Genomic DNA, 20793 nt, shown 5'->3' with positions numbered 1-20793 from the left:
AAAGCACCCTAGGGTGCTTTTTTCTGAGAATAAATAAATTTATCAAATAAAAAATTATTATCATCCATATTGTTTTTGAAAAATTTAAATCTTTGTTTCATATATTGATGATTAACATCCCAATAAATTATATCAAAAGAATTATTATTCAATTCACTCATACTTTTTACTATTATATTAATTTTCAAATTAAGCTTATCTTTACTTTTTATGAAACTTTGAAAATCACTTATACTCCCACTTTCTACATGTTCAATAGCAATATTTCTTGCGAATCCATTTTCACAGCAAAGGCCCAACTCAATAATTTGATATTCCTTCATATTAGCTACATTTTCAATTTTGATGTGAAAAAAAGGTTGTAATTTCTTTTGTTCATTAAGTGCTGTTTCTTCATATTGTGCTTTCATCTCTGAGAGCTGATCTTCTTGTATTTCAGTTGTTTTTTTCATTTCTTCAACTTGAGCAGTTAAAGCTTGAGTATTGTGGCTCAACTCTTCTGCTTGCATCACTAAAGCTTGTTGACTTTGATAGTAACCAACTACTACCCAAAGAAAAGCAAGTGGTGATGATACACCTGCTATAAAATCTCCTATTTCATTTAATGTAGAGGGTATTGGTTTCTTAATTAATAAAAAAACAATTATTAAAATCCAGATAAAAGTAAGTATCCATCCAACTTTTACAACATTTTTAACCATAGTCTTACGTTCATAAGGTTTTTATAAACTTATAATCTATCAAGAATTATAAAAAATATGAATGAGCAGATTATGTGTGCAAACTATGAGCCGATATCAAAAGACCGAGTACACCTCTTAGATCTATTCGAACCAACCTTCGACTATAAAACTGATGTTTATCCGGGTTATGACTGCCCTCTTATTTTTTCTAAAGATGGCCTATCTTTTACAAGAAGCTATAAAATTAGCTCTTAATGGTGACGTAATAGCAATTCCAGATGGATGCCAAGGAACTTGCCGTGCAGATCCAGAACTACAAGTTGAAACATGGAAATTTGATCCATCATTAAAATTGAGTTTATAAATTATGATTAGATATGTGGCTATATTATTTTTATTCTTATCAGGTATTGGTGGATATACGATTGATAAGTTTGGTCAAGATTTATGTATTAATGAATATATTGCTATTGGTACTATTACCTATTTTAAAGAGTTAAATGGAGTTTCGGCTAATGATCCATCAATGTTAGGGATGTGCGGCCTATTATCGATCATATTTTCAATAATCTTAATTTTTATAAGAAATAAGTATTTTTATACTATTATTTCTCTGGTTCTATTTTTAGCTGAATCCATACTACTAAACATGATGGAAACTGTATCTTATAAAGAGATTATTTATGATTCCATCACTAAGTGTTCAAATTACTCAACACTTGTATGGCTTTTATTTCAAGCTATATTCTCAATTTTTAGTGGTATTTATATTTTCAAAAAGAAAAGTTTAAAATAAAGGGGCAAAGGCCCCTTTTTTATTAGTTATCTTTGGCTGTGGTTTTGATTAAATTATCAAAACATTCACTATGGGGTGTCATACACCAAGGAAATTCAGCAAAACCAGAACCTTCAAAGTGAAACGCGGTTGGCGATCCAGCCATAAAAAAATTGCTCTTGCTTCGGATTACGCTCACAGATTTCAATATAGCGCTGTCCTTGCATGATATTAAGAACTCGTACCAGAACTTTCTCGCCCTCTTTTCCTCGTTTTGACAAGTATGTTTTAAGGGCTCCTAGCGTTTCTGAGCCATAAACACCATCGACCTCTAAGTCTGACCAACCTGCTTTGCCTTCATTATTCAGTAGATTCAAAGCACGTTGTAAAAGAGGTTTTGCAAAGCCGGTACCACAATTCACACCGGTATCTAAAAGCTCTTCAGCTACAGCAGAAGAAATTGCATTCACTTGGTCAAAACGTGGAGCAGTCCAATAGTTTTTGCGATAAATAGACTTGGCAACTTCAAGCGGTAAATCTTTCATATTTCCTTTGTAGCCATTTTCACGGGCCACAGCTTCAGTTATACCGTACTTTGTTGCACCACCTCGATCTGCAGGGTTATTTACGTAACCACCTTCTCGTTTAATGAGTTCTTCAAGATATTGTTCAATGTTCATTTCACTTTTCCTCAATTAATAAAAAACCGCCCGAAGGCGGCATTAGCTGTTTTCGATATCTTTTCGGGCTTTTTTCACTTCTTTAATTACTTCAACAATCGTCTTACCTTCCTGTTTATCAATAAAGTTAAAAATCCAACGGACCAAAGCCCAACCAGGAATACCACAAATAAAGAAGAAGCCACCTAATGCAATCATTCCCCAAATATCTGTAATCCATTCATGAAGACCCCACTTCACAATAATGAATGAACCGCCAGCCAAGCTTGAAACAACCGTGCAGATCAAGCCTACAGCCCACTCTTGTGGTGAGCGCGGCATACGTGTCATCAATACAACTGCTGCAACTAAAGCGACTGCTAAAGTCACCATAATTGCTGCCCCATAAAATTTTAAAAGTGCTGTTAAACCGCTAGTGGAAACTGGTTCCATTTGTATCTCCAGAAATAAAAAAATCGCTCGAAAGCGATAGTTTTTCGTTGTCTATTCCTCATTCGAGGGATAATAAAAAAGCACCCAATTGGGTGCTCAAGGTTCTTTCAAAGTATTAAAGGGTTTGTAAGATTTTCCCTCCATTTATCAATTGTGTCGTTAGTGGTGCTACTCCAACAATTGCAGGTCCACCCAGCCCAGGTTGGCCTTCAGTCGTACCATGGTATTGCCAATTCCAAGTGTCGCTATTTGTAGACTTAGTACCACGTTGCCCCCAGCCACCCCCATCGCCAGATAGTGGAGGCGTAACATAGCCATTTGCAAACCTAGATCCTTTTCCAGGTATTTCTGCACCAGCGTCAGTAACTTTCATAACTAATAAATAACTATCTAGGTATAGTCGCCAATCCTGAGAATCATTGTAAATTGGCTGACCAGACATAACACGTCCAAATGGTGCACCACCACCACCAGCACCGCCTTGAACTCCAAATGATGAATCTGCATAAATACCACTTGGCGTTGCTCCACCGCCTGAGCCACCTCGGGCCAATGTTCCACCATCAATGGTCAAATTCAGTTTACTATGTCGGTTCAATAAGCCTGGTGCTCCCTGAAATCCATCACGACGAGTTTTGGTAAAGTTAAAATCCGGATCACTAGACCATGCACCATATGCAAGATGCGGTAATCCGCCATCTCCGCCACGGCCAACTACAGCTCCCTTAATGATAAGATTAACAACCAGATCAGGTGGAAAATCTCCTGTATCAATTGCAGGAAGTTCATTAGCGGATTGAACCGTAAATACGCGTTTAGGAGGATTACCATCATACTTAGGATAATAGACAAATCTAGTTTCTGATCGGTACGAACTGGAGCTCGATACCAAAGCACCGGCTTCAACAATAAAGCTAATTTCTCCAGTCGTTGGCAAATCACCTCTTTGCATCTGATATAGCCGTGCCAGATTAATATCTAGCTGATCATATCGAATATAGATCGGTGAATCGTCTACCGGCACATCAATAAAGTCCTTGTCATTAAGGTAATAGCGCACATCGTAATTTACTGCAGTAATGGTATTTGAGAACTGATCCACTGGATCTTTCTTCGCTACCAGATAAGGCAATGAACCCTTGGTGTCATCATTAACAACTGTATAAATCGTATTAACAAAATCATCAGGACTTAGCTTCAAGGCTCCGTTTGGCAACCGTCCTAAAACAACCTTATTCTTGGTAGATCCAGCCGTGATAGGGATCAGGTCCACGGTACCATCGCCCATTTGAAGATAAATAACATAGCTCTTGCCAGCTATAAAATCGACGTCATGGCTCAAGGTGAGAATCAAGCCTTCTTGCTGCACAACCTCACCACTTTGATGTATTCCATTGCGATAATCAGCTACAGCAATACGGTCACGCAAAACCAGCAACTCTGACTCAGGTGCCGCATCAAAGGTAATTGATTTACGTTGAAAGCGTAACTTGTTCCAGAGTCGGTACGCATTAAAGTGGGCTTGCCACTTGTTACGTACACCAACTGATTTCACTTCTTTCGGCTTTTTGGCACCTTTATTAGGTAAATAGATGTTGATACGACTATCGTCAGTCGGATCCGAATATTCATAGATCAAACCGTCGTAATCATCCATTACACCGAAAGTGAGATCATGCTTGTAACTATCTGGAATGATATTCCTGAAGTTAAAAAGCAAAACTGAGTTATCCGTCGGTCGCTCAAAGTATATTTTAAGCTTGTTATTTTGCCGATATGCTGTACAAAACACTGCATCACAAAGGTTCGTTACCAGCTCTTCAAACGATAAGTTTGTATCATCAATCGTTGTACAGAATTCTGCTGCTAAAGGTGTTCCGAAATAATCGACAATATCGTTATAAGTCCGATAGATGTTTTCCAGATCAATCTCGTCGATCGTACGACGACCTATCTTGTCATCCAGTGCCATCGATACAAGAGCATCCGCAAAACTTGAAGTTGGGAATAGCTCTGTGGTCATTGCTCCATTTTTATAGGTTGGCAACATCCGCTGAAGCTCAAAATTGATCTTGCGAGACTTAACCGATAGAGCTCCTGTGGTTGCATATGTACGTGCACGGAAAACCGTTTCATGTTCATACACAGTGCTCTGCAATGGATAAGCACCATAAAGTGCTTGCCACTTCACATCATCAACCACGGTTGTGACTCCCGGAGTTTGAGTTAAACGGCGAGCACGAACACTACAGCGCCCCTGAAATGTAACCATATCAAGCGTTGCACCCACTGTTTGGCGTGACTTAGCCGAACCTTTGAGAATGATCTGTTTCAGCATTGGGTTACCAATGGCTGCACCGGACTCATTAACTGGCGTTACTTCAACCTCAATCGTGACGTTAACAGCTGCCTGATCGCCCCCTGAAGAAACGGTATAAAGGCCATTTGTAGCTACAAAGTTACAAAGCACTCGACTGCGTTCAATATTGTCTAAGATAAATGGGCCAATCCATTTTTCACCTATGGATGAAAGCTTTGGAGACAAAGCAACAGTTTGCTGATTAGTGAGTTCTTTTAGCTTTAACCAGTTCGGATTAACTGCTGCTGGGTTAGATAATGCCATCCGGTCATCAGCAACTGATAAGACACTGTAAGTACCGTTTAAATCAAAAGTTTGTCCGTTATAGCTAAATGAAGCATTGGTGATTTCTAGACGATCATTGCTGACAAATTTTGTTGTTAGATCCGTATTGTTTGCAGATGCCCGCAGGATCTCGTTCGGATAAGCAAAAAGAAGATAATTGGTCCCTTCCAATGTCTGCGTATCTGCCGGACGTAAAATCTGTCCATTGACCGAGTTTTGATGTTGAACGGTTAACGGTGGTGTTGTAATTTCGCTTCCAAGCGAGAAATAGGGTTGTCCCGAGACAATATCTACACCTGGTCGGTAAACTTCTACCGATGCTCCAGCAATATCGACAATATTAGTTTCACCGTCATAGGCACCATTAATTTTATAGTGACCGCGACCGATACAGCCCACAACATGCTCAACCTCCACGTTGTTTTCATAAACCTTGTAAGGGACTGCGATAAGGTCAGGTGTATCGTGAGCTGCACCATAAATATCAGCAATACGGCCATTCACACGAATCTTGTTTTCACGGTTTGATAGTTCATTATTTGCTGAGGAAGACTGGTTATTATTATTGTTGGTCTGAGCAATCGAAGGTGTTGGCATTAACAACGCAACAGCTACACTTAGAACTATTGACACAATAGCAGCAATAAGCGCTGGCATCCCTTTTGGATTCTCAATCACAATGAATGTACCCGGTAAGAAATCAAGTTGCTTTAAATCATGGGCATTCTTCGGTGTGACTTCATTCGCAAAAGAAATTTCCGCATGATCCATATTGCTTGCAGTATGAAAAATACGGATATGTTCTGGTAGATATTCATATTTTGAAGTGAGCCATTGCCCTATGGTATGAGCATATTCAACTGTCTTTTCTTCAGATAAAGGATCTTGCTTATAAATAATCTTAATCATAATAACTGACCCGACTAAACCCCATCGCTTTAATGACATCTTCAGCTAGATATGTGACTCCAGCTTCCATAAGGTGTAAAACCTTCTGCCCACGAAAAAGCCCCACATGTGGGGGCTTATTTCTTTGTCTAGGATGGAAGGCGACTATGCAGCCTTCCTTGGGCATCGGCAGCGGATTTAAAAGTTTTAACCGTGATGGCAGGAAAGTAATTTTGCCCTTAGGTTGCATAAACAATTCAAGTGCTTCTGCTCGATCAATTCCGTATAGATCTATAGCAGCTTCATGCGCGAAATGAACACAATTGTAATACTCTTCATCGTATTGCTTATCAAGCAAATGATCGTGACTTTTCATACAGCCCCCTTTAGTCCACTAAAGCGATCCAGTGAGAAAATGTCACCAGTTTTAGCGGTATTTAAACGTGGTGATTCCGCCTTGAACGTCACCGCCTTGTGGTTCATTGAAACACCTGCAAGTTGAAGCCCTAATAAGTAATGCATCGGCGCATTCAAATTGTCGGAACTATAAATCCGGTAATTTACTGTTGGTTTTACATCTGGGAATTGACCTTCAATTACTCGTTCGAACTCATCTGGCAATACATCACCTAAACCAGAAATTGAGACTGTTAACGTCTGGTCCAGATCACCCAACATTCCGGATCTCTGAATTGACACCGGTAGATATTCATAAAAGATTTGGCCAGATCCTACACTATGCTGAACGTATACCCCACGGTCATCATTACGGACAACCCGATAGGTATTTGAGAAAGAAGGATGTGAGAGTTCAATACATTCCAGTTGATAGATATCAACTTTACGATTGAGAAAGAACTTGGCGTATTCGTTATTCATTAAACCTCCCAATCTTTTATAAGAGCCTCATCATCTGTAAGGTTCGGCTGATTTTGAATAACTTCAAGTTGAGCATTTACCCTGTAAAGATTACCGTTGACTTCATTGGTCTTGAACGAGTTGGGGATGAAGTTACACAGGTATTGCTGACGTGTTCCCTGATCAATCACCAAGTCTGCATAAAATGAGGCTGGCTTGTTCTGGTAGACCCGCCAAAAAGCCATCATTTTATTGAAATCGGTTTTACTTAAATTCCAGTTCACATCAACAATGTGGCTGTTACGTTTCACATCATCACCCGGTGTTACGCCATAGCCGCTGGTTTGAGGATTTAGCTTTAGCTTGTACATAATGCTCCTTTAATTAATAAAAAAGCGCCAAATGGCGCTTTATAAAATAGATACATAAGTAAAAATAAGAACTTTTAAATTTAATTAATTATTTGTTTACTGAATAATAGGATAGAAAATCGTCTGTGTACCAGCATCCTCTCTATCAGTAGTTAATAAAACTAAAGCAAAACAACCAACATTTTTACTCCACACTCCATTATGACCATTTATAAAATCTTTATTAACTCTTACAAACCAATAAGGGTTTCTTTTCCAAGAAACATTTGATTTACCTGCATGTAGTGCAGCCCACTTTACCTTACTGTGTAAATCATATTCTTCATCTTTAGTATTATTGGTTATTAAAAAATTAGTATATGTATTATCTGCAATATTTTCTGAATCCTTATTTTTATCTACCAGAGTTTTCAGCCACTCTATTTTATCAGGTTTATTTTCTAAACAGTCATTCACCTCAAGAACCTCATTTTTAATTTCAATTTTATTTTCAATTGTTGCCCAATGAGTGAAATATGGTTCATATTGACCAATAGCTGTTGTATCCAATTTACGAAGACTTGCTTGTTCAATTTTTTTTGTATTTCCAACATGAATTGGCGTTTTTCCATGATAGTTTTTAAGTTCAGCTAAATTTCTTCCCAATGAGAAAAGATGCCTAACAGGAAAATCATTATCAGTAGCCAGCACAATTAAGTTGGGATGTAAATTATTTTTAAATATATCTTTATTTTTGTTTGCCTCAGTAAATACTGCCTCTCGTAAAGGTGTAAATCTTAATGCTTGAATTGCAGGATTAAGTAATATCACCATATCACCAAAACCTTGTATTTTTTGATTTTTATCTAGTTTCTGTGCTTCCAGTGACTGATAGAATCTATTGAGCAACTCTGTCTGAATAGCAGTATATAAAGCAGAAGCACCAAAACTATGTCCTACTAATATTAAGGTACCATTTTTATTAGATTCTTTAATTTTTTCTGGTTTTACAATATTCTCTAATCTGGAAATAAAAGTAGTCAACTCGCCACGACCAACTTCTTCACTAACCGCTTTCCTTCCCCAAAAAGTAACTATTGTATTTAAAGTTTTTGTGGGTAATGTTTGACCACGCCAAGAAATATATATTCCTATTACCTCTCGCTTAGTACTATCAATACCCCTTTGAGTACGAGACAAAGCTAAGTTTGCACCTTCAAACTGAGTCAAATCACTATCTTTACTTTTCCCACCATGATTCCAACCATGGATGTAGACATTAATAATAGGTTTTGATTGCTCTGATTCCATAGAACGGCGGATATAATTTAAAATATTTTCAGCACCATCTTTGTTTAAAATTATTCCAAAGTCATTAATTTCTAACACAGCAATTTTAACTTTATCATTTAAGTTATAAAATTGCTCTTTATCACAAAAGTTGTTAACTCCTTTTTTACATGTTGCAGCAGTATCTAAATGTGGTCTTATTGGTTGTTTAGTTACACATCCATTTGTTATAACCATTACAAACAATATAATTAAAACAGTATGTATTTTTTCCATTTTTATATTTCCCATTATTATTGTTCTTTTAATAAATAACTATTTATAGTTAATGTCAATATAAAAATAATATAAACCACCTCGGAAGGTGGTTTATATTAATTATCGATTACGTCTTGCGGTTGTATTCTCAGTCAAAGAGCGACTAATAGTTGAGTTTGGATTCCCAATTTGATCACTTACTAGTTTTGGTACAGCTCTTGGAAGCTGCTTATCAAGCTCTTCCCTTACGATGATACGTACTGTTTTATCATCCAGTTGTTCAGCTTCAACTGTTGCCCCACTAACCTGATTCACAACTTCAATTTTGAAATTGATCACTGGAGAGGAAGGTGCAATTGAAGACACAATCTCAGATTGAGGTCGTGAAGAACGACCGAATGTGAAATCCTGCACATCATCAAGATTTGAACGATCTGAAACCAAACCATTTGAAGAGAAATAAACTTTGCCATCATGGAATAGATCCGAATTATTAGACGGCGTCATTCCACCTTTTCGAATAGATTCAACCGCTGCAACACCTCCATTTCTAGCGACATCTTTCTGAGAGAATACAACCTCGCCTTTGTGTACTAGACCGGCAACATCATATTTACCACCTGATCCTGTATAGCCACCCTCAGCAAAGCCTTGATCTTTGATTGCACGAATATTTGCAATAATGCTTGCACCTTGAGCAACTGCCCCAGCAATTAAAGGCAAGTTATAAGGGAAACCAACTTTTGAAGCTGCTGCAATATTCTGCTGAATGGCAATACCTACAGCTGCAATGGCATATGCCTTATCTGCCGCAAACATAAGCTTATAAGCTTTGGATTGCTCACCAAACATTGAACCAAACATCGAAGTAACTGAACCCATCATTTGTCCACCAAGGGCAATCTGTGTGTTCAATCGATCTTGTTGATACTTATCTTCAATATCCTTAGCATTCTGAGCATATTCAATAGCAATTTGATTTCGTTGCTCTTGAGCAGCTTGAATAATTGCTGTTTTCTGATTTTCGAAGTCTTGCTGGCTAATAAGTTGTTGTTCAAATTGTGCATTTAACGCATCTAGTGAGCTCTGTTCACTAAAGTCTATAGAAGTAAGTTGACTATCAAAAAGATTATGAGCACTACCCAACCGACTGGATCGCTCTTGATCTTGTCTAAAGAACTCACCGGTACCAATCATATCTGCTTGAATGCCACTCCAATTCTGAGCAGCATTATTCACTTTGTCCCGTGTTTCTTTGTCTTGATTAGTTTTGGATAAAGCAATTCTTGCTCGACGTTCTTCAGGATCTTTAACAGTTTTTGCGATTTCCTCCCGCTCTAATCTATAACGCTCTTGCATGGCTTGAGTTTCAGTTAGTAAAGATTGTCTGGCTTGAAATAAGCGTTGTTCTTGGGCTAGTTTTAATAGTCCTAGCTCATGTCGATATTCCTGATCTAGCAATTCGACTGCCTGCTTCTGTTCTGACTTACTTAATTCAATATCATGGGCAGCATTGAACTTTTTACGGTTAAAGTTCTCTTCAAGTAACTGTTCTTCTGTTTTCTTGAATTCCTTGTAGTCTTCCAGCTTGCTTCTAATTGCTTGTTTGGCAATAGCCACATCATTATCTGCACGGCGCTGTAATTCAGTCTTAATTTCAGCTGTTCGTTCTGGTGAGAATCCAGCCTTATCGACATCCTCCAGTCTAACTTTTAAATTATTCTGGATCCGCTGTACTTCGGTAGCTACTTCATTTTCCAAAGAACGCTGATTATCAAGCTGACGATTAAGTTGTGACTGAATATCGCCCGATGCCTTATCACTACCTTTACTTGCACCACCTTTAACCTTACTTTGCATCTTTGGTGATTGATGAAGTAATTTAAGAGATACTCCATCCTCAAAGATCACTTCGCTGACATAACCACCACCTTTGCTGTCATATCTTGTCTTGATATCTTTTACAGCGACATTAGTTGTGATCGGCGTACCTTCAGGCATTGAAAAATCAATACCCTTATGAAATGAAGAAGCCCCTTTAGTAGGGGCTTTTCGTGGACCGTAATTTGAACTGATCTTATACGAGGATAATGGCTTTCCTCCTGCTTGCAATCGGGCCAGATGTTCATTAGAAACTTTCTGTCCAGACATTGAGCCGCCATATCGAACATCAAGATGAGGGCCAGTGCCAATACCAGATTGACCAGAAATACCAACTAAACGTTTAGTAAGTTCTTGCTGTTTTTCAAGTTCTTGCGTTTGTTTACGCTTAGCTTCGGTTAATTTATCCTCTCTCTCCTGTTGAGCTTCCATGATTTTTAAATTTCTCAGTGCACTGTCTATTTCATCTTTGGTCAGAATTGCACTCATTCCTTTGGCCTTTTGCAACTCTAAAATGGCATTAGCTTGAGCAACAGAATACCCTTTATCGAGCCACCCAGATTTATAGATTGAATCGATTACGCTATCTTTTTGCTTAGCTTGATAATCTTGTAAAGCCTTGGTTGCCTTTTCAGCTTCACTAGCAGTATTTCCTAAAGCATTCGCTTGCTGTTGATGCTGAGCTGCTGCATTCTGAGCTTTATTACCAGTTAAAGTTACTTCAACACCAAAGATTTTTAATTTGTCAGCAGATTGAGCTGCTTTAACTGAATTTTGGTCATATTGCGCAGCTTGCTTTTTAAGATTTTCATAAAGGTCAGTAGGCAATTTAATTTTATTTAAACGCTCAATGGCTTCTGAATAACTGATAGTTCCAGTTCTTGCATCTAGCGAAATTTTTTCAACTTCTCTGTTTCCTCTAGCATAGTTTTCGATATCAATTAATGCAGATCCAACAGAACGTGACGATTTCTCTAATGCATCATTCTGAGAATTAAATGCAGCTGTTAGATCATTAACAGCTTTTGCCTTATCATTGCCAGATAATTTTTTTAAAGCCTCATCTGTTCTCTCAGCAACTTTTGCTTGTTCTTCAAGTTTTTGATTCGCTTTTGCTGCCTTATCTTGGAAATACATATAGCCAGCCGCCAAAGCAGTAATTCCAAGTGTGATTGCACCAATTGGTCCACCTACCAAACTTAGAGCACGGCTTCCAAGTGTAGTCACCCTATTTAAATTTCCTTGAGCTACCGAATAGGCTGTAGTTGCAATTGTTGCTTCTTTTACAGCAATATTATGGGCAATTTCAGCAGCGGTTAGTCTTTGAATCGCCGACGCACGTGCATTTGCACTCAATGCTGCATTATATTCTGCTCGAGCCAAACCTACCTCTGTGAGAGTCAATGCAGCAGATTGTCTTGCTCGCATTGCTTCTACACCTAGTAACTGTACTTGAGATTGTGCCTCTGCAAGATTAGCTGCTCTTTGTTGAGCAGATGCCACAATGCTTGCCTGAATAGCAATAGTTTTTGTTAAAACCGCTTTGGTCATTAGACCAACACCAAGAACAAAAGCACCATCAACTATTAAATCCAGATTATTAGCCAAAACTCGGATCGATCCAGATAGAGTCTGCGCTGCTCCCGACCCTTTACCTGCTTCACCAATGAATTGTGTAATAGCATTGTTCAGTATTGTTAATGAGTTACCGATAGTAAAATCTGTTTTGCCAAACAACTCATCAACAGAAGTTTTTGCCTTTTCTAAAGATTCAACTACAACATTAGCAGTCAGTTTTCCTTCTGCTGCCATCCCTCTTAGCTGCCCAATATTAGTTCCAAGTCCCGTTGCAATTGCTTTTAATAAACCTGGAGCTTGTTCTGCAATCGAGTTAAATTCTTCGCCACGTAAAACACCGGATGCCATTGCCTGCCCAAATTGGACTAATGCTGCTTCTGCGCTTGCGGCACTACCACCAGTAATTGCAATAGCCTTTGCTACTGTTTCGGTCAGTGATGAGGTTTGTTGCAGAGTTATCCCTAGTGCTTTTGCATTATCAGCAAATCGTTGATAAACCTGTGCAGTATTGCCCCATGCTTGCCCAGTTGCCTGAGCAATATTGAATGTATCTTTTAATGCTTGGTTGAGCTCCACTTGAGAATTTGTAACTAATTTGAGTCTGTTTTGTAATCCTGTATAGGTATCCATCTTATTTACAGCAGCGCCAATAGTTAGTAGGCCAGCCATATGTCCAGCTAAGGCACGGGTAGCTACGGACATGCGATCCATAGACCTTGAAGCGAAATCTCCTCTTCTTTCTATACTATCGAGTTCATTGCCTAGATTACGCGCATTTCGTTCCGCGTTCTGCGAATCAATAACAATGACCAAACGGGATTCTTGTGCCATACCACTTTTCTCCAGGCAATAAAAAACCCACTCATTGAGTGGGTTCTGTTTAAGTTAAATATAATTACTAAGCTGGGCAGTTAAACCAATTGGGCCTTGCAAGAAATCTCTGCCCATTTGACATTGCTATCACCGAACAGTTTGCATCGATTAAAGGCTCATTTTGTGGGTTCCTAAAATCTAATAATCGAGCGATATCTCGTGCTGCTTCATTCGCTTTCACTACTAAGTGTGAGTAATATGCGAACTTCTTCACATCAAGCATTTTGACAGCTAGCAAAACTGGAACGATTTCATCATTTTCTATTATGACTGCTTCCGTTAGTTTGCGAACCAGTTCATATGCATCTTTATCAAACAATGAACCTTGAGGTTTTTTCTCAGGTTTATTATTGGGTTTACCTGTCAAATCCATAACTTCTAAATAATGCTTAGCATCTTCAAAATGGATAGCTCTTAGCTCCCTATAACTTGCAGAATATTTAAAGTGGTTCTTTAAGCGACTCCACATTTGAACGATTGAGTTCTTATTTCCATTCGCTCTTGTGTGAACAATGTTGTAAAGAATGCCAGCTTGCTCAGGTGAAATTGTTTGTTTGCCATTTAACAGCCACTCCATCACAAGTGAGTCATAAGCACGGATTACCATTAAATGGAATTTAGGGCTAATCCACATTGCATAGGTATAGACTAGTTCTTTAACAACATAAGTACCCTGTTTGTCAGAACCACCTTTGATTACTTTTACAGCGATATGCAAATTCTCATATCGCTCAGAATCTGATCCATTCACATTTGATAGTTCAATTTCTGCGATTAAATCTTTAGTTTGTTGGTTGCGAAGAAAATATGCAGGAAAATGTTTTTTATCATCTCCACTAGCCTTATGGAGATCATTCAAACAATAACGCCCGTCTTCATCTTGACGAATTGAAAATTCACCAATAACTAACGGCTTATTGTTTGGGTTTAAAAAGTTTTGTGTTAAATTAGACATGTTGTCTTTCCTGTAGATTGCGACTTCATCAAAGCTCCCCACCGTGCAAAGTTAGGAGCTTTTTTGTTGTCTGTTGATTTCATGCTTTCGCACCTTGTTGCTTCTGCTCTCTTAACCAATCTTCAATAATCTGGTTTAACTGAGCCGTTACTGATCGACGGTTCTTCTTCGCTGCCTCCTTCAATTCATTTACTGTTTCATGAGCCATCCGAATATTCATTTGCTTATCATGCCGTGTCATTTTCAACCTCAAATAAAGCACTTTTGCTATATAGCATTTTTAATTTATAGCACTATTGCTTTATTGTGTAAAGCACTTTTGCTATATATGATTAGTTGATTGTTGATTTGCGGTATATGGTTTATGGCTAAAGATTATTCTCAAGTGAATTTCCGAATTCCGACAAAATTAAAAGAAGATCTTGAACAGAAAGCAAAAGAAAATGAGAGGTCCTTAACAGCTGAAATTGTTGTTAGATTGGAAGAAAGTCTCTCTTCTAAAATTAGCTCTGAAGAAGCCATAATGTGGAAAGAAGAAGCTGAAGCATTAACTGCAGAGCTAAGAGATATGCTAATTAAATATCGTCATCGTTAAAAAAGCACCCTAGGGTGCTTTTTTTAAAGTTTCTTATACCATTCAAGCATTTCATTAAACTTTTTTGTAAAACCCGCTAGGTCTACTTCGGTATCTTTATTGTAGTCATATGGCCACTCTCTATATCGGATAACTGCTTTTTTACCATCTTTCATTTGCTTAATGATTAGATTTGCGTAAAACGGATTAATTAATCCTTCCTTCCCTGAATAAGGTACATTGTCATCAATTTTTATTGCACTATTCGACCCAGGATAATGATGACTTCCTACACCTATCGCAAATCTACCATCAATAAACAGAACCATTAATCCACTCTTACTAACAGAACATATTTTTTTCCCATTGAATACATCTTTCCTACAACTAACATCCCACTTATTATAAATACTATTGGTCTCTAAAATTGCTGAATTGGGCTTAGTCTTATTTTCTGGATTTTGAGCCTTAAAGCACCCCCAACCATCACTTATTTCAAGTTTTGATGCATCGCTTGTCCCAATATAACCCTCTTCCTTATTATCTATTTTAACCTTAAAGACTATATCATCCCGATAAGTACCTTGATTAACTTCAGCCTCCAAAAAAGTTATAGGTACATATTTGTCATCAGTTTTGTATGATGCATCATTATATGACATATGCCATCTTTCAGCATAAATTGGATTTGCCATACACTCACTGGAGTTATACCATGCTGTCTTACCAATGATACTGTCAGTATACTGTTTGGTTTTAACCAATCTTTCGGCAAGCATTTTCTTTTGTTGCTCTTGGGGTGTCTCAAATCCTGCGTAAGCCACCGAATAAAGTAATAATCCCAATAAAACAATCTTTTTCATGAAAACCTACTTATAAACTTTTCTTAGTTTCAACAATTAAAGCATCTTAAAGTGCTCTACTTATTTCGATTTGCTTGCTTGCATTGAATGTACCAATTGTTTGCAAATTCGGTTATTGCTTCCGCCTTATACTCTTCTGATCCAAACTTTGGTTCTTTATAGGCTTCCTCGACCATCATCTCCATTAATCTTTTAAAATCCTTGCTTGGTTTGATACTCTCTATCATCTCCATTTGTCTAACCACAGAAACCCCTTCCTGCCTAAAGAGCATGACATTTTCAGCAAGTTTATTCACATCTCTACAGTGTTTATCATTAGTATCGGCTGAGTGAGTTATAAATGATGCTGTGAGTAAAAATGCAACTGGTAGTAGCTTTTTCATCAGTTACTTCCTTACATACTCTGGAAATTCTTTTAATAAACTATTACAAGTCTCATTCTTCCCATCTTTTTTCACATTTCGGTCAAATTCTTTCATGCCAAACATAAGGACTTTTTTTCCATATTCCTCGCCAAGCTCATGCTGAAAACACTTGGCTGAATCTGAGATTAACTCATTGTTATATTCACTATATCCACATTCAAATTGTGCTCTAGTTAACAAACCATGGACCGAAACAATCTGCTCACAATAAGTTGGCTCATCTCCATTTTTGGGAGCTAAAGCATGTGAAAATGATGTGGAAAAAGCAGCCACTAACATGCTCCCTAAAATTATCTTTCTCATGAATTTCACCATTTGTTATAAAGTATACTAACTTTAACAAACTGGTTACTAAATGTCACATAAAGAAAAACCACCCGAAGGTGGTCACTAAAACCTATTTATCATTCACTTTTTAATCAAACGTATTTAATTTATCTGAAAATATAAATTGAGAAGTATCTCGTATAGGATATGGAGAACCATTGACAATCAAAGGATAGAATAGTGCTTTCTTTCTAAATTCTTCCAATACATAAGTATCTAGCTCAGGCACGCCACTACCACTTTTAATCTGTGCTAAAGTTATATTTCCATTGTTATCTGCCTCTGAATAAATGGTAACTTTTCGTTCCATACCCTTAATATAACTTCTATTTACAATAATTTTTGGATAGTTTTTAAATTTTGGCTTTCTAGAAAGTTCTAAATTCAGAGGTTGTATAAATCTTATAGGATAGTAAATTCCGTTCTCTTGATATGGATTAAAACTAGCACTTTTTATTGCTAGTAAGATCTTTTTGTCTAATTTTTCTATTCCACTGCTTTTTATGATTTTTGCACTAGTTATTACCCCACTTTCATTTGCATCTGCAGAAATCTCAACAATACGGTCATAACCTTGTAGGTCCTTATCTTGAACATCAATTTTAGGTAATTGCTTCCAATTTAAATGTGGGGGCAACTCTTTAATATAATCACTAGCATATGTACCGAATGAAAGGGAAATAATGCTGCTTAAGAAAATAATTTTTAAATTTTTCATACCAACCTAGTATTAAACAATTTATTTAAATAAATAAAAGTTCTTAAATTATATGTGATTTCAATCACAATTAATGGCAAAAGTTTTTTTATAGAAGTTAGTAACTGCCTCAAAGTCTCTAAGAAGTGTTTCCTCTGTATATTGATCTGGTGCAAGCTTCAGTAATGCTGGCATATATTGCTTTTTATACACATCGGGATATGTATTGCACAATATCTATTTCTTCTCGTCGAAGGGCATTTCTCGATTATTTAATGCATCAAGCATCTTCTCTATTTGTTTATCCGAACTATTAAATTGCGCTTCAACCGAAGGAGGAAGTGGGTTAATTTCTGTGTTTTTAGTACAGCTAACCAAAACAACCAAATAAATCGACAACCCCAAAGTATATAAAAGTTTTTTCTAACATATTAATTTTCAATATAAATTGTTCTCAACATTATATTTATAATAAGTGTATTTCACTGTTACTAGATGACAGATATTAAACCACCCGAAGGTGGCTTTATGAGAATTTGATTAGTTAAAACACTTTATACCTAACTTTTCTTTGTAGTAATCAGTCGCGGCTTTCAAATCACTTAAAAGCTTTGCTTCCTTATGATCTTTAGGAGCTAATGCCATTAACGATGGCATGTAATTTTGCTTGTACTCGTTTGGATAACTTTCACAAAGAATCTTTTCTTTTACCTTAGGTGGTGTCGAGGGTGAATCCAATTTATCTAAATATATACCTATGAGAGCATCCGATTTTTCAAACCGAGCTTTGTAATTAATCTTTGATTCAATATCAGAAGATCTGTCACACCCCACCATTACAGCTAAAAGTAAAATTAGAAGTATAGGTTTCATAATTAAAAGAATATTTTAAGAATTTAAAATACATTATATAAAAAACCATCTTAAGTTGTCCTTTTTATAATTTTTACTAAGCTTAGTCTTTTATCTGATCCATTACTTCTTGAACTTGAGGTCTTGATAATGGAGTCATATATTTATCCATACAGCGATTGTATCTATCCATTTTATCATCGAATTCTAAAACCTCGTAACTAAAGCATGCATCATTTTTACATTTTGAATTCTTAGCTTTCTCTTTAAACTCTTGAAATTTCTGATCGTTTGCTTTTTCAGTTTTTAATATGTTGAATAAATTTTCAATATAAGCAAGATACTTAATTTTAGTTTTAGGGGAAGTAACTGAATCGGGATCCTCTCCAAAAATAGAGTCACCTAAATGACCTGTAGTAGGACCATATGCCACCTCTTCATTAGTCCAAAATTTTTTATATGTATGTGCATATGTATCTCCCAAAGCATGTATTAAGAGTCCAGCCTTCCAAATATCCTCAGATTTTTTCAAATTATTCTTAATCGCATTTTCTACCTCTATTCTTCTCTGTTTAATTTTTTCACTATCTCCCCCATGTAATGAATGTAGTTTCGTCACAATATCATGAGTAAACTTATTACTTTCGGATGGGATTTTATTCTTTACAGCATTAACAATTGCATCTAATTCTTTATTGGCATCGGGATATTGCGAAAAATATGTCAGTTCATTAGTATTTGCTATATCTTGTCCTGCTAGTACAGAAATTACATAAGTTGTATCACCATGGCCAACTATATTAAATAATGGAGTACCAAATCGATTCCTTAAAGAATCTATACAATCTTTGGAAGCCTCTGTTGGGTTCAAACTATTTGGAGCTGCTTTAGGCTCATTTTCTAAATCTAACAATTGAGCTGCTATCCCTATCTGAGATATGCAAAGCGTTATTAACCCAATACAAAACCTAATGTATTTCATAATGTATACTCACTTTTAATTATTGTTCTTTTAATAAACTCTTTGACAATAAATTCGTCAATTGAAATCTGATAGTTATTTAGACTTTATTCTTATTATTCAGAATAACTTAAAGATCATCAAGGATTATTAAAATAACCAAACCGTAGAATGGTTATTTACTAGATTTAGACTTAATCTTCTTATGAGCTTCATCAATAAACAAGTTATCAATAGCAAAAATACAGTCATTAAAGATATGAGCAGCAACTGGTAAATCATTATGCTCAGCATAGACATTGATAGCCTGCTGATCTAAAGATAAAGGAATGCCTTGCTCATATCGTCGTGATCTCGAAATCGTGCTGAAGGCAACCAGAACTGACTCTGCTGCATAAGAGTATTCTGGCGGCTCCGGGATGTGTCCACCTAAGAATTTGATTTGTTCGATTTCATGCGGCGTTTTCGACGCATAGGTTTTTTGGTATTTGTAGAGATCGATGACTTTCCCAGAATTAAAGCCTTATCTTTATCGGCTTCTTCCTGAATTTTCTGAGCTTGTTCTTTTACAAAGTACCAGATTGAAAAACCAATATCGCCAAGGTTGAGAAGTTTTGAAGCATTCTCTGGAGTATAAGGCATATCAGTTTCTACAGACTTGCCATCAATAATTTGTGCAAATACCACACCTTTCCAATCTTCGATTAGATGAGCCGCGCAAGCATCCATTAGGAGTTCACCATAAAGCTTAGCGGAAGGGTCACTAGCCATCACATCATATCCCTTAGATGAGATCTGATTGCCTGCTCGCTCAATAGCAACTTGGAAAGGCTTATATGCTATACCACGAACTTTAAACTCTGCCTGTACTTGTCCAGCTGTATCTTTAAACTCACACCATTTAGACACTTCTGAGCTTTTAATAATTCCAACTTTTAATGCCATAACTACCTCTGAAATTTTAGAAATAAAAAAGCCCACGGCATTCCATGAGCTTTAAGATTGATTATTAAAAATTAGACAAGAGAACGGATGATTATTGGACTTGTACGCACCTGGGCAAAGTTAATGTCCACTGTAATGATGTCTTCACCTCCACCATCTGGATGATTCGCTTCCTTAACTTCGAGCTGCGGGAAGTTTAAAGAATACTTGCTCCCTTTACTGTCTGTAATGTCAAATGACAGTGTGAAGATATCTCGCGTTTTAATTGCATCAATCCAAGCTGCCGATGTTGCCGAGAACATAAAGTTAGCATTTACTCCAATATCAATCATTTTCTCTAAATAAAATTCTGGAGTATATGAACCTGAACCAATACAACGAATAGCTTCCAGATTATTATTAAAGTTAATAGTGAGAGTCTGCAGACAAGCTTTACCTTGAATCGACTGACTATTAATTAATAATTTTTCAACATTAGGCATACTTACAAGCGGTCGTGTTGAAGCTGGAACTGGATTGATAACCGGATTAACTTGTTGTCGCGTAAATGAACTACCAACTAGACCAAAATTACCCGTGATCTTTCCTGTAGTCTGGATAGTCATTTCACCTGTATTTACTTGAATTCCACGATAAATAAAGACTTGACCAATATCTTCAAAGACTTTTACTAAGGTCAGTGACTTACGTACTCCACCACCAAAACTTAAGGCATTTGCGGCCCAGTTATTGAAAGCTAGAACATTTAAGAATAAATCAAAGGTACCTAACGATAACTCAAACTCTAACTGACCAGTTACTTCAGCTTCAGTTACGACACTGCCTTGGCGGAAACGTGAATCTGCTACTTCACTGCTATCTTCAGTAGTTACTTTTTCAGTCAAACTATCTTTTACACGTCGGACTGTGTACCAGATCGGGTTTGCGGGAGTTGTTCCTAGCACTGCTTCTTCACAAGCATATAATCGAATTTTTGCACCTGAACTCATTTATGGTTCTCCAAA

22 protein-coding genes and 1 pseudogene are annotated in these 20793 nt (G+C 37.0%); 4 read left to right on the top strand and 19 right to left on the bottom strand.

Features of this window, described 5'->3' with window-relative positions:
- Positions 1–8: 8 nt before the first annotated feature.
- Positions 9–701: a hypothetical protein gene (locus ACH8JV_RS16500; protein WP_396522558.1), complete on the bottom strand. Its 693-nt coding sequence runs from the start codon at positions 699–701 to the stop codon at positions 9–11.
- Positions 702–773: 72 nt separating this feature from the next.
- Between ACH8JV_RS16500 and ACH8JV_RS16495 the strand changes: the two are divergent.
- The 3 genes and pseudogenes from ACH8JV_RS16495 to ACH8JV_RS16485 all read left to right on the top strand — a co-directional run.
- Positions 774–902 (top strand): annotated as a pseudogene (locus tag ACH8JV_RS16495) (SOS response-associated peptidase); the annotation flags it as partial.
- A complete protein-coding gene (locus tag ACH8JV_RS16490) occupies positions 871–1047 on the top strand; it encodes a hypothetical protein (RefSeq protein WP_396522562.1) in 177 nt (58 codons plus the stop codon). The pseudogene ACH8JV_RS16495 and the gene ACH8JV_RS16490, both read left to right, overlap by 32 nt.
- A 3-nt stretch (positions 1048–1050) precedes the next feature.
- Positions 1051–1479, top strand: coding sequence for a hypothetical protein (locus ACH8JV_RS16485; RefSeq protein WP_396522556.1), 429 nt, complete (start codon positions 1051–1053; stop codon positions 1477–1479).
- A gap of 113 nt (positions 1480–1592) precedes the next feature.
- Here ACH8JV_RS16485 and ACH8JV_RS16480 read toward each other — a convergent pair whose 3' ends face one another.
- From ACH8JV_RS16480 to ACH8JV_RS16435, 10 genes are all read right to left on the bottom strand, one after another.
- Entirely contained in the window at positions 1593–2138 is a 546-nt protein-coding gene (locus ACH8JV_RS16480; RefSeq protein ID WP_396522554.1) for a glycoside hydrolase family 108 protein, read from the bottom strand.
- 42 nt (positions 2139–2180) lie between these two features.
- Positions 2181–2570 (bottom strand): hypothetical protein, encoded by a 390-nt coding sequence (locus ACH8JV_RS16475; protein WP_016138370.1) that lies wholly within the window; start codon positions 2568–2570, stop codon positions 2181–2183.
- 115 nt (positions 2571–2685) lie between these two features.
- Positions 2686–6123, bottom strand: coding sequence for a host specificity factor TipJ family phage tail protein (locus ACH8JV_RS16470; protein ID WP_396522552.1), 3438 nt, complete (start codon positions 6121–6123; stop codon positions 2686–2688).
- Positions 6116–6478 (bottom strand): hypothetical protein, encoded by a 363-nt coding sequence (locus ACH8JV_RS16465; protein WP_396522550.1) that lies wholly within the window; start codon positions 6476–6478, stop codon positions 6116–6118. Before ACH8JV_RS16465 ends, ACH8JV_RS16470 begins: the two co-directional genes overlap by 8 nt.
- Complete coding sequence (locus ACH8JV_RS16460) at positions 6475–6981, bottom strand: DUF1833 family protein (protein WP_396522548.1); 507 nt, start codon at positions 6979–6981, stop codon at positions 6475–6477. The genes ACH8JV_RS16465 and ACH8JV_RS16460 overlap by 4 nt, the downstream gene beginning before the upstream one ends.
- Positions 6981–7331, bottom strand: a complete 351-nt coding sequence (locus ACH8JV_RS16455; protein ID WP_396522546.1) for a hypothetical protein — start codon at positions 7329–7331, stop codon at positions 6981–6983. The genes ACH8JV_RS16460 and ACH8JV_RS16455 overlap by 1 nt, the downstream gene beginning before the upstream one ends.
- 96 nt (positions 7332–7427) lie before the next feature.
- Positions 7428–8876, bottom strand: a complete 1449-nt coding sequence (locus ACH8JV_RS16450; protein ID WP_396522544.1) for a hypothetical protein — start codon at positions 8874–8876, stop codon at positions 7428–7430.
- 102 nt (positions 8877–8978) lie between these two features.
- Positions 8979–13148: a tape measure protein gene (locus ACH8JV_RS16445; RefSeq protein ID WP_396522542.1), complete on the bottom strand. Its 4170-nt coding sequence runs from the start codon at positions 13146–13148 to the stop codon at positions 8979–8981.
- Between the two features lie 67 nt (positions 13149–13215).
- Positions 13216–14145 carry a KilA-N domain-containing protein gene (locus ACH8JV_RS16440; RefSeq protein ID WP_396522540.1) on the bottom strand — a complete coding sequence of 310 codons (930 nt, stop codon included), beginning with the start codon at positions 14143–14145 and terminating at the stop codon, positions 13216–13218.
- 79 nt (positions 14146–14224) lie between these two features.
- Positions 14225–14386, bottom strand: a complete 162-nt coding sequence (locus ACH8JV_RS16435; RefSeq protein ID WP_396522538.1) for a plasmid partition protein ParG — start codon at positions 14384–14386, stop codon at positions 14225–14227.
- A 123-nt stretch (positions 14387–14509) separates the two neighbouring features.
- Here ACH8JV_RS16435 and ACH8JV_RS16430 point away from each other — a divergent pair, with 123 nt between their 5' ends.
- Positions 14510–14740 carry an Arc family DNA-binding protein gene (locus ACH8JV_RS16430; RefSeq protein WP_396522536.1) on the top strand — a complete coding sequence of 77 codons (231 nt, stop codon included), beginning with the start codon at positions 14510–14512 and terminating at the stop codon, positions 14738–14740.
- Between the two features lie 23 nt (positions 14741–14763).
- Here the strand turns inward: ACH8JV_RS16430 and ACH8JV_RS16425 are convergent, their stop codons facing one another.
- From ACH8JV_RS16425 to ACH8JV_RS16390, 8 genes are all read right to left on the bottom strand, one after another.
- Entirely contained in the window at positions 14764–15582 is an 819-nt protein-coding gene (locus tag ACH8JV_RS16425; RefSeq protein ID WP_396522534.1) for a hypothetical protein, read from the bottom strand.
- Positions 15583–15638: 56 nt separating this feature from the next.
- A complete protein-coding gene (locus ACH8JV_RS16420) occupies positions 15639–15965 on the bottom strand; it encodes a hypothetical protein (RefSeq protein ID WP_396522532.1) in 327 nt (108 codons plus the stop codon).
- A 3-nt stretch (positions 15966–15968) separates the two neighbouring features.
- Positions 15969–16310, bottom strand: coding sequence for a hypothetical protein (locus ACH8JV_RS16415; protein ID WP_396522530.1), 342 nt, complete (start codon positions 16308–16310; stop codon positions 15969–15971).
- 112 nt (positions 16311–16422) lie between these two features.
- Complete coding sequence (locus tag ACH8JV_RS16410; protein WP_396522528.1) at positions 16423–17052, bottom strand: TonB family protein; 630 nt, start codon at positions 17050–17052, stop codon at positions 16423–16425.
- A gap of 519 nt (positions 17053–17571) precedes the next feature.
- Positions 17572–17868 carry a hypothetical protein gene (locus ACH8JV_RS16405; protein ID WP_396522560.1) on the bottom strand — a complete coding sequence of 99 codons (297 nt, stop codon included), beginning with the start codon at positions 17866–17868 and terminating at the stop codon, positions 17572–17574.
- Positions 17869–17986: 118 nt separating this feature from the next.
- Positions 17987–18796 carry a hypothetical protein gene (locus ACH8JV_RS16400; protein ID WP_396522526.1) on the bottom strand — a complete coding sequence of 270 codons (810 nt, stop codon included), beginning with the start codon at positions 18794–18796 and terminating at the stop codon, positions 17987–17989.
- 477 nt (positions 18797–19273) lie between these two features.
- Positions 19274–19789, bottom strand: a complete 516-nt coding sequence (locus ACH8JV_RS16395; protein WP_396522524.1) for a hypothetical protein — start codon at positions 19787–19789, stop codon at positions 19274–19276.
- Between the two features lie 71 nt (positions 19790–19860).
- Positions 19861–20778 (bottom strand): phage tail tube protein, encoded by a 918-nt coding sequence (locus ACH8JV_RS16390; protein WP_396522522.1) that lies wholly within the window; start codon positions 20776–20778, stop codon positions 19861–19863.
- Positions 20779–20793: the final 15 nt, after the last annotated feature.

The organism is Acinetobacter sp. ABJ_C5_2 (genome assembly GCF_044538485.1).
GTDB lineage: Bacteria > Pseudomonadota > Gammaproteobacteria > Pseudomonadales > Moraxellaceae > Acinetobacter > Acinetobacter nosocomialis_A.
Note: the sequence above shows the minus strand (reverse complement) of the source record. Positions and strands in the feature narration are given on the sequence as shown.

Excerpts from the sequence above, each read along its gene's own strand:
- ACH8JV_RS16500 (WP_396522558.1), bottom strand. The coding sequence starts at position 701 with ATGGTTAAAAATGTTGTAAAAGTTGGATGGATACTTACTTTTATCTGG.
- ACH8JV_RS16435 (WP_396522538.1), bottom strand. The coding sequence starts at position 14,386 with ATGACACGGCATGATAAGCAAATGAATATTCGGATGGCTCATGAAACA.
- ACH8JV_RS16410 (WP_396522528.1), bottom strand. The coding sequence starts at position 17,052 with ATGAAAAATTTAAAAATTATTTTCTTAAGCAGCATTATTTCCCTTTCA.
- ACH8JV_RS16460 (WP_396522548.1), bottom strand. The coding sequence starts at position 6,981 with ATGAATAACGAATACGCCAAGTTCTTTCTCAATCGTAAAGTTGATATC.
- ACH8JV_RS16395 (WP_396522524.1), bottom strand. The coding sequence starts at position 19,789 with ATGGCATTAAAAGTTGGAATTATTAAAAGCTCAGAAGTGTCTAAATGG.
- ACH8JV_RS16450 (WP_396522544.1), bottom strand. The coding sequence starts at position 8,876 with ATGGAAAAAATACATACTGTTTTAATTATATTGTTTGTAATGGTTATA.
- ACH8JV_RS16415 (WP_396522530.1), bottom strand. The coding sequence starts at position 16,310 with ATGAGAAAGATAATTTTAGGGAGCATGTTAGTGGCTGCTTTTTCCACA.
- ACH8JV_RS16470 (WP_396522552.1), bottom strand. The coding sequence starts at position 6,123 with ATGATTAAGATTATTTATAAGCAAGATCCTTTATCTGAAGAAAAGACA.
- ACH8JV_RS16425 (WP_396522534.1), bottom strand. The coding sequence starts at position 15,582 with ATGAAAAAGATTGTTTTATTGGGATTATTACTTTATTCGGTGGCTTAC.
- ACH8JV_RS16480 (WP_396522554.1), bottom strand. The coding sequence starts at position 2,138 with ATGAACATTGAACAATATCTTGAAGAACTCATTAAACGAGAAGGTGGT.
- ACH8JV_RS16475 (WP_016138370.1), bottom strand. The coding sequence starts at position 2,570 with ATGGAACCAGTTTCCACTAGCGGTTTAACAGCACTTTTAAAATTTTAT.
- ACH8JV_RS16485 (WP_396522556.1), top strand. The coding sequence starts at position 1,051 with ATGATTAGATATGTGGCTATATTATTTTTATTCTTATCAGGTATTGGT.
- ACH8JV_RS16405 (WP_396522560.1), bottom strand. The coding sequence starts at position 17,868 with ATGGTGGGGTGTGACAGATCTTCTGATATTGAATCAAAGATTAATTAC.
- ACH8JV_RS16465 (WP_396522550.1), bottom strand. The coding sequence starts at position 6,478 with ATGAAAAGTCACGATCATTTGCTTGATAAGCAATACGATGAAGAGTAT.
- ACH8JV_RS16390 (WP_396522522.1), bottom strand. The coding sequence starts at position 20,778 with ATGAGTTCAGGTGCAAAAATTCGATTATATGCTTGTGAAGAAGCAGTG.
- ACH8JV_RS16455 (WP_396522546.1), bottom strand. The coding sequence starts at position 7,331 with ATGTACAAGCTAAAGCTAAATCCTCAAACCAGCGGCTATGGCGTAACA.
- ACH8JV_RS16430 (WP_396522536.1), top strand. The coding sequence starts at position 14,510 with ATGGCTAAAGATTATTCTCAAGTGAATTTCCGAATTCCGACAAAATTA.
- ACH8JV_RS16445 (WP_396522542.1), bottom strand. The coding sequence starts at position 13,148 with ATGGCACAAGAATCCCGTTTGGTCATTGTTATTGATTCGCAGAACGCG.
- ACH8JV_RS16490 (WP_396522562.1), top strand. The coding sequence starts at position 871 with ATGACTGCCCTCTTATTTTTTCTAAAGATGGCCTATCTTTTACAAGAA.
- ACH8JV_RS16440 (WP_396522540.1), bottom strand. The coding sequence starts at position 14,145 with ATGTCTAATTTAACACAAAACTTTTTAAACCCAAACAATAAGCCGTTA.
- ACH8JV_RS16420 (WP_396522532.1), bottom strand. The coding sequence starts at position 15,965 with ATGAAAAAGCTACTACCAGTTGCATTTTTACTCACAGCATCATTTATA.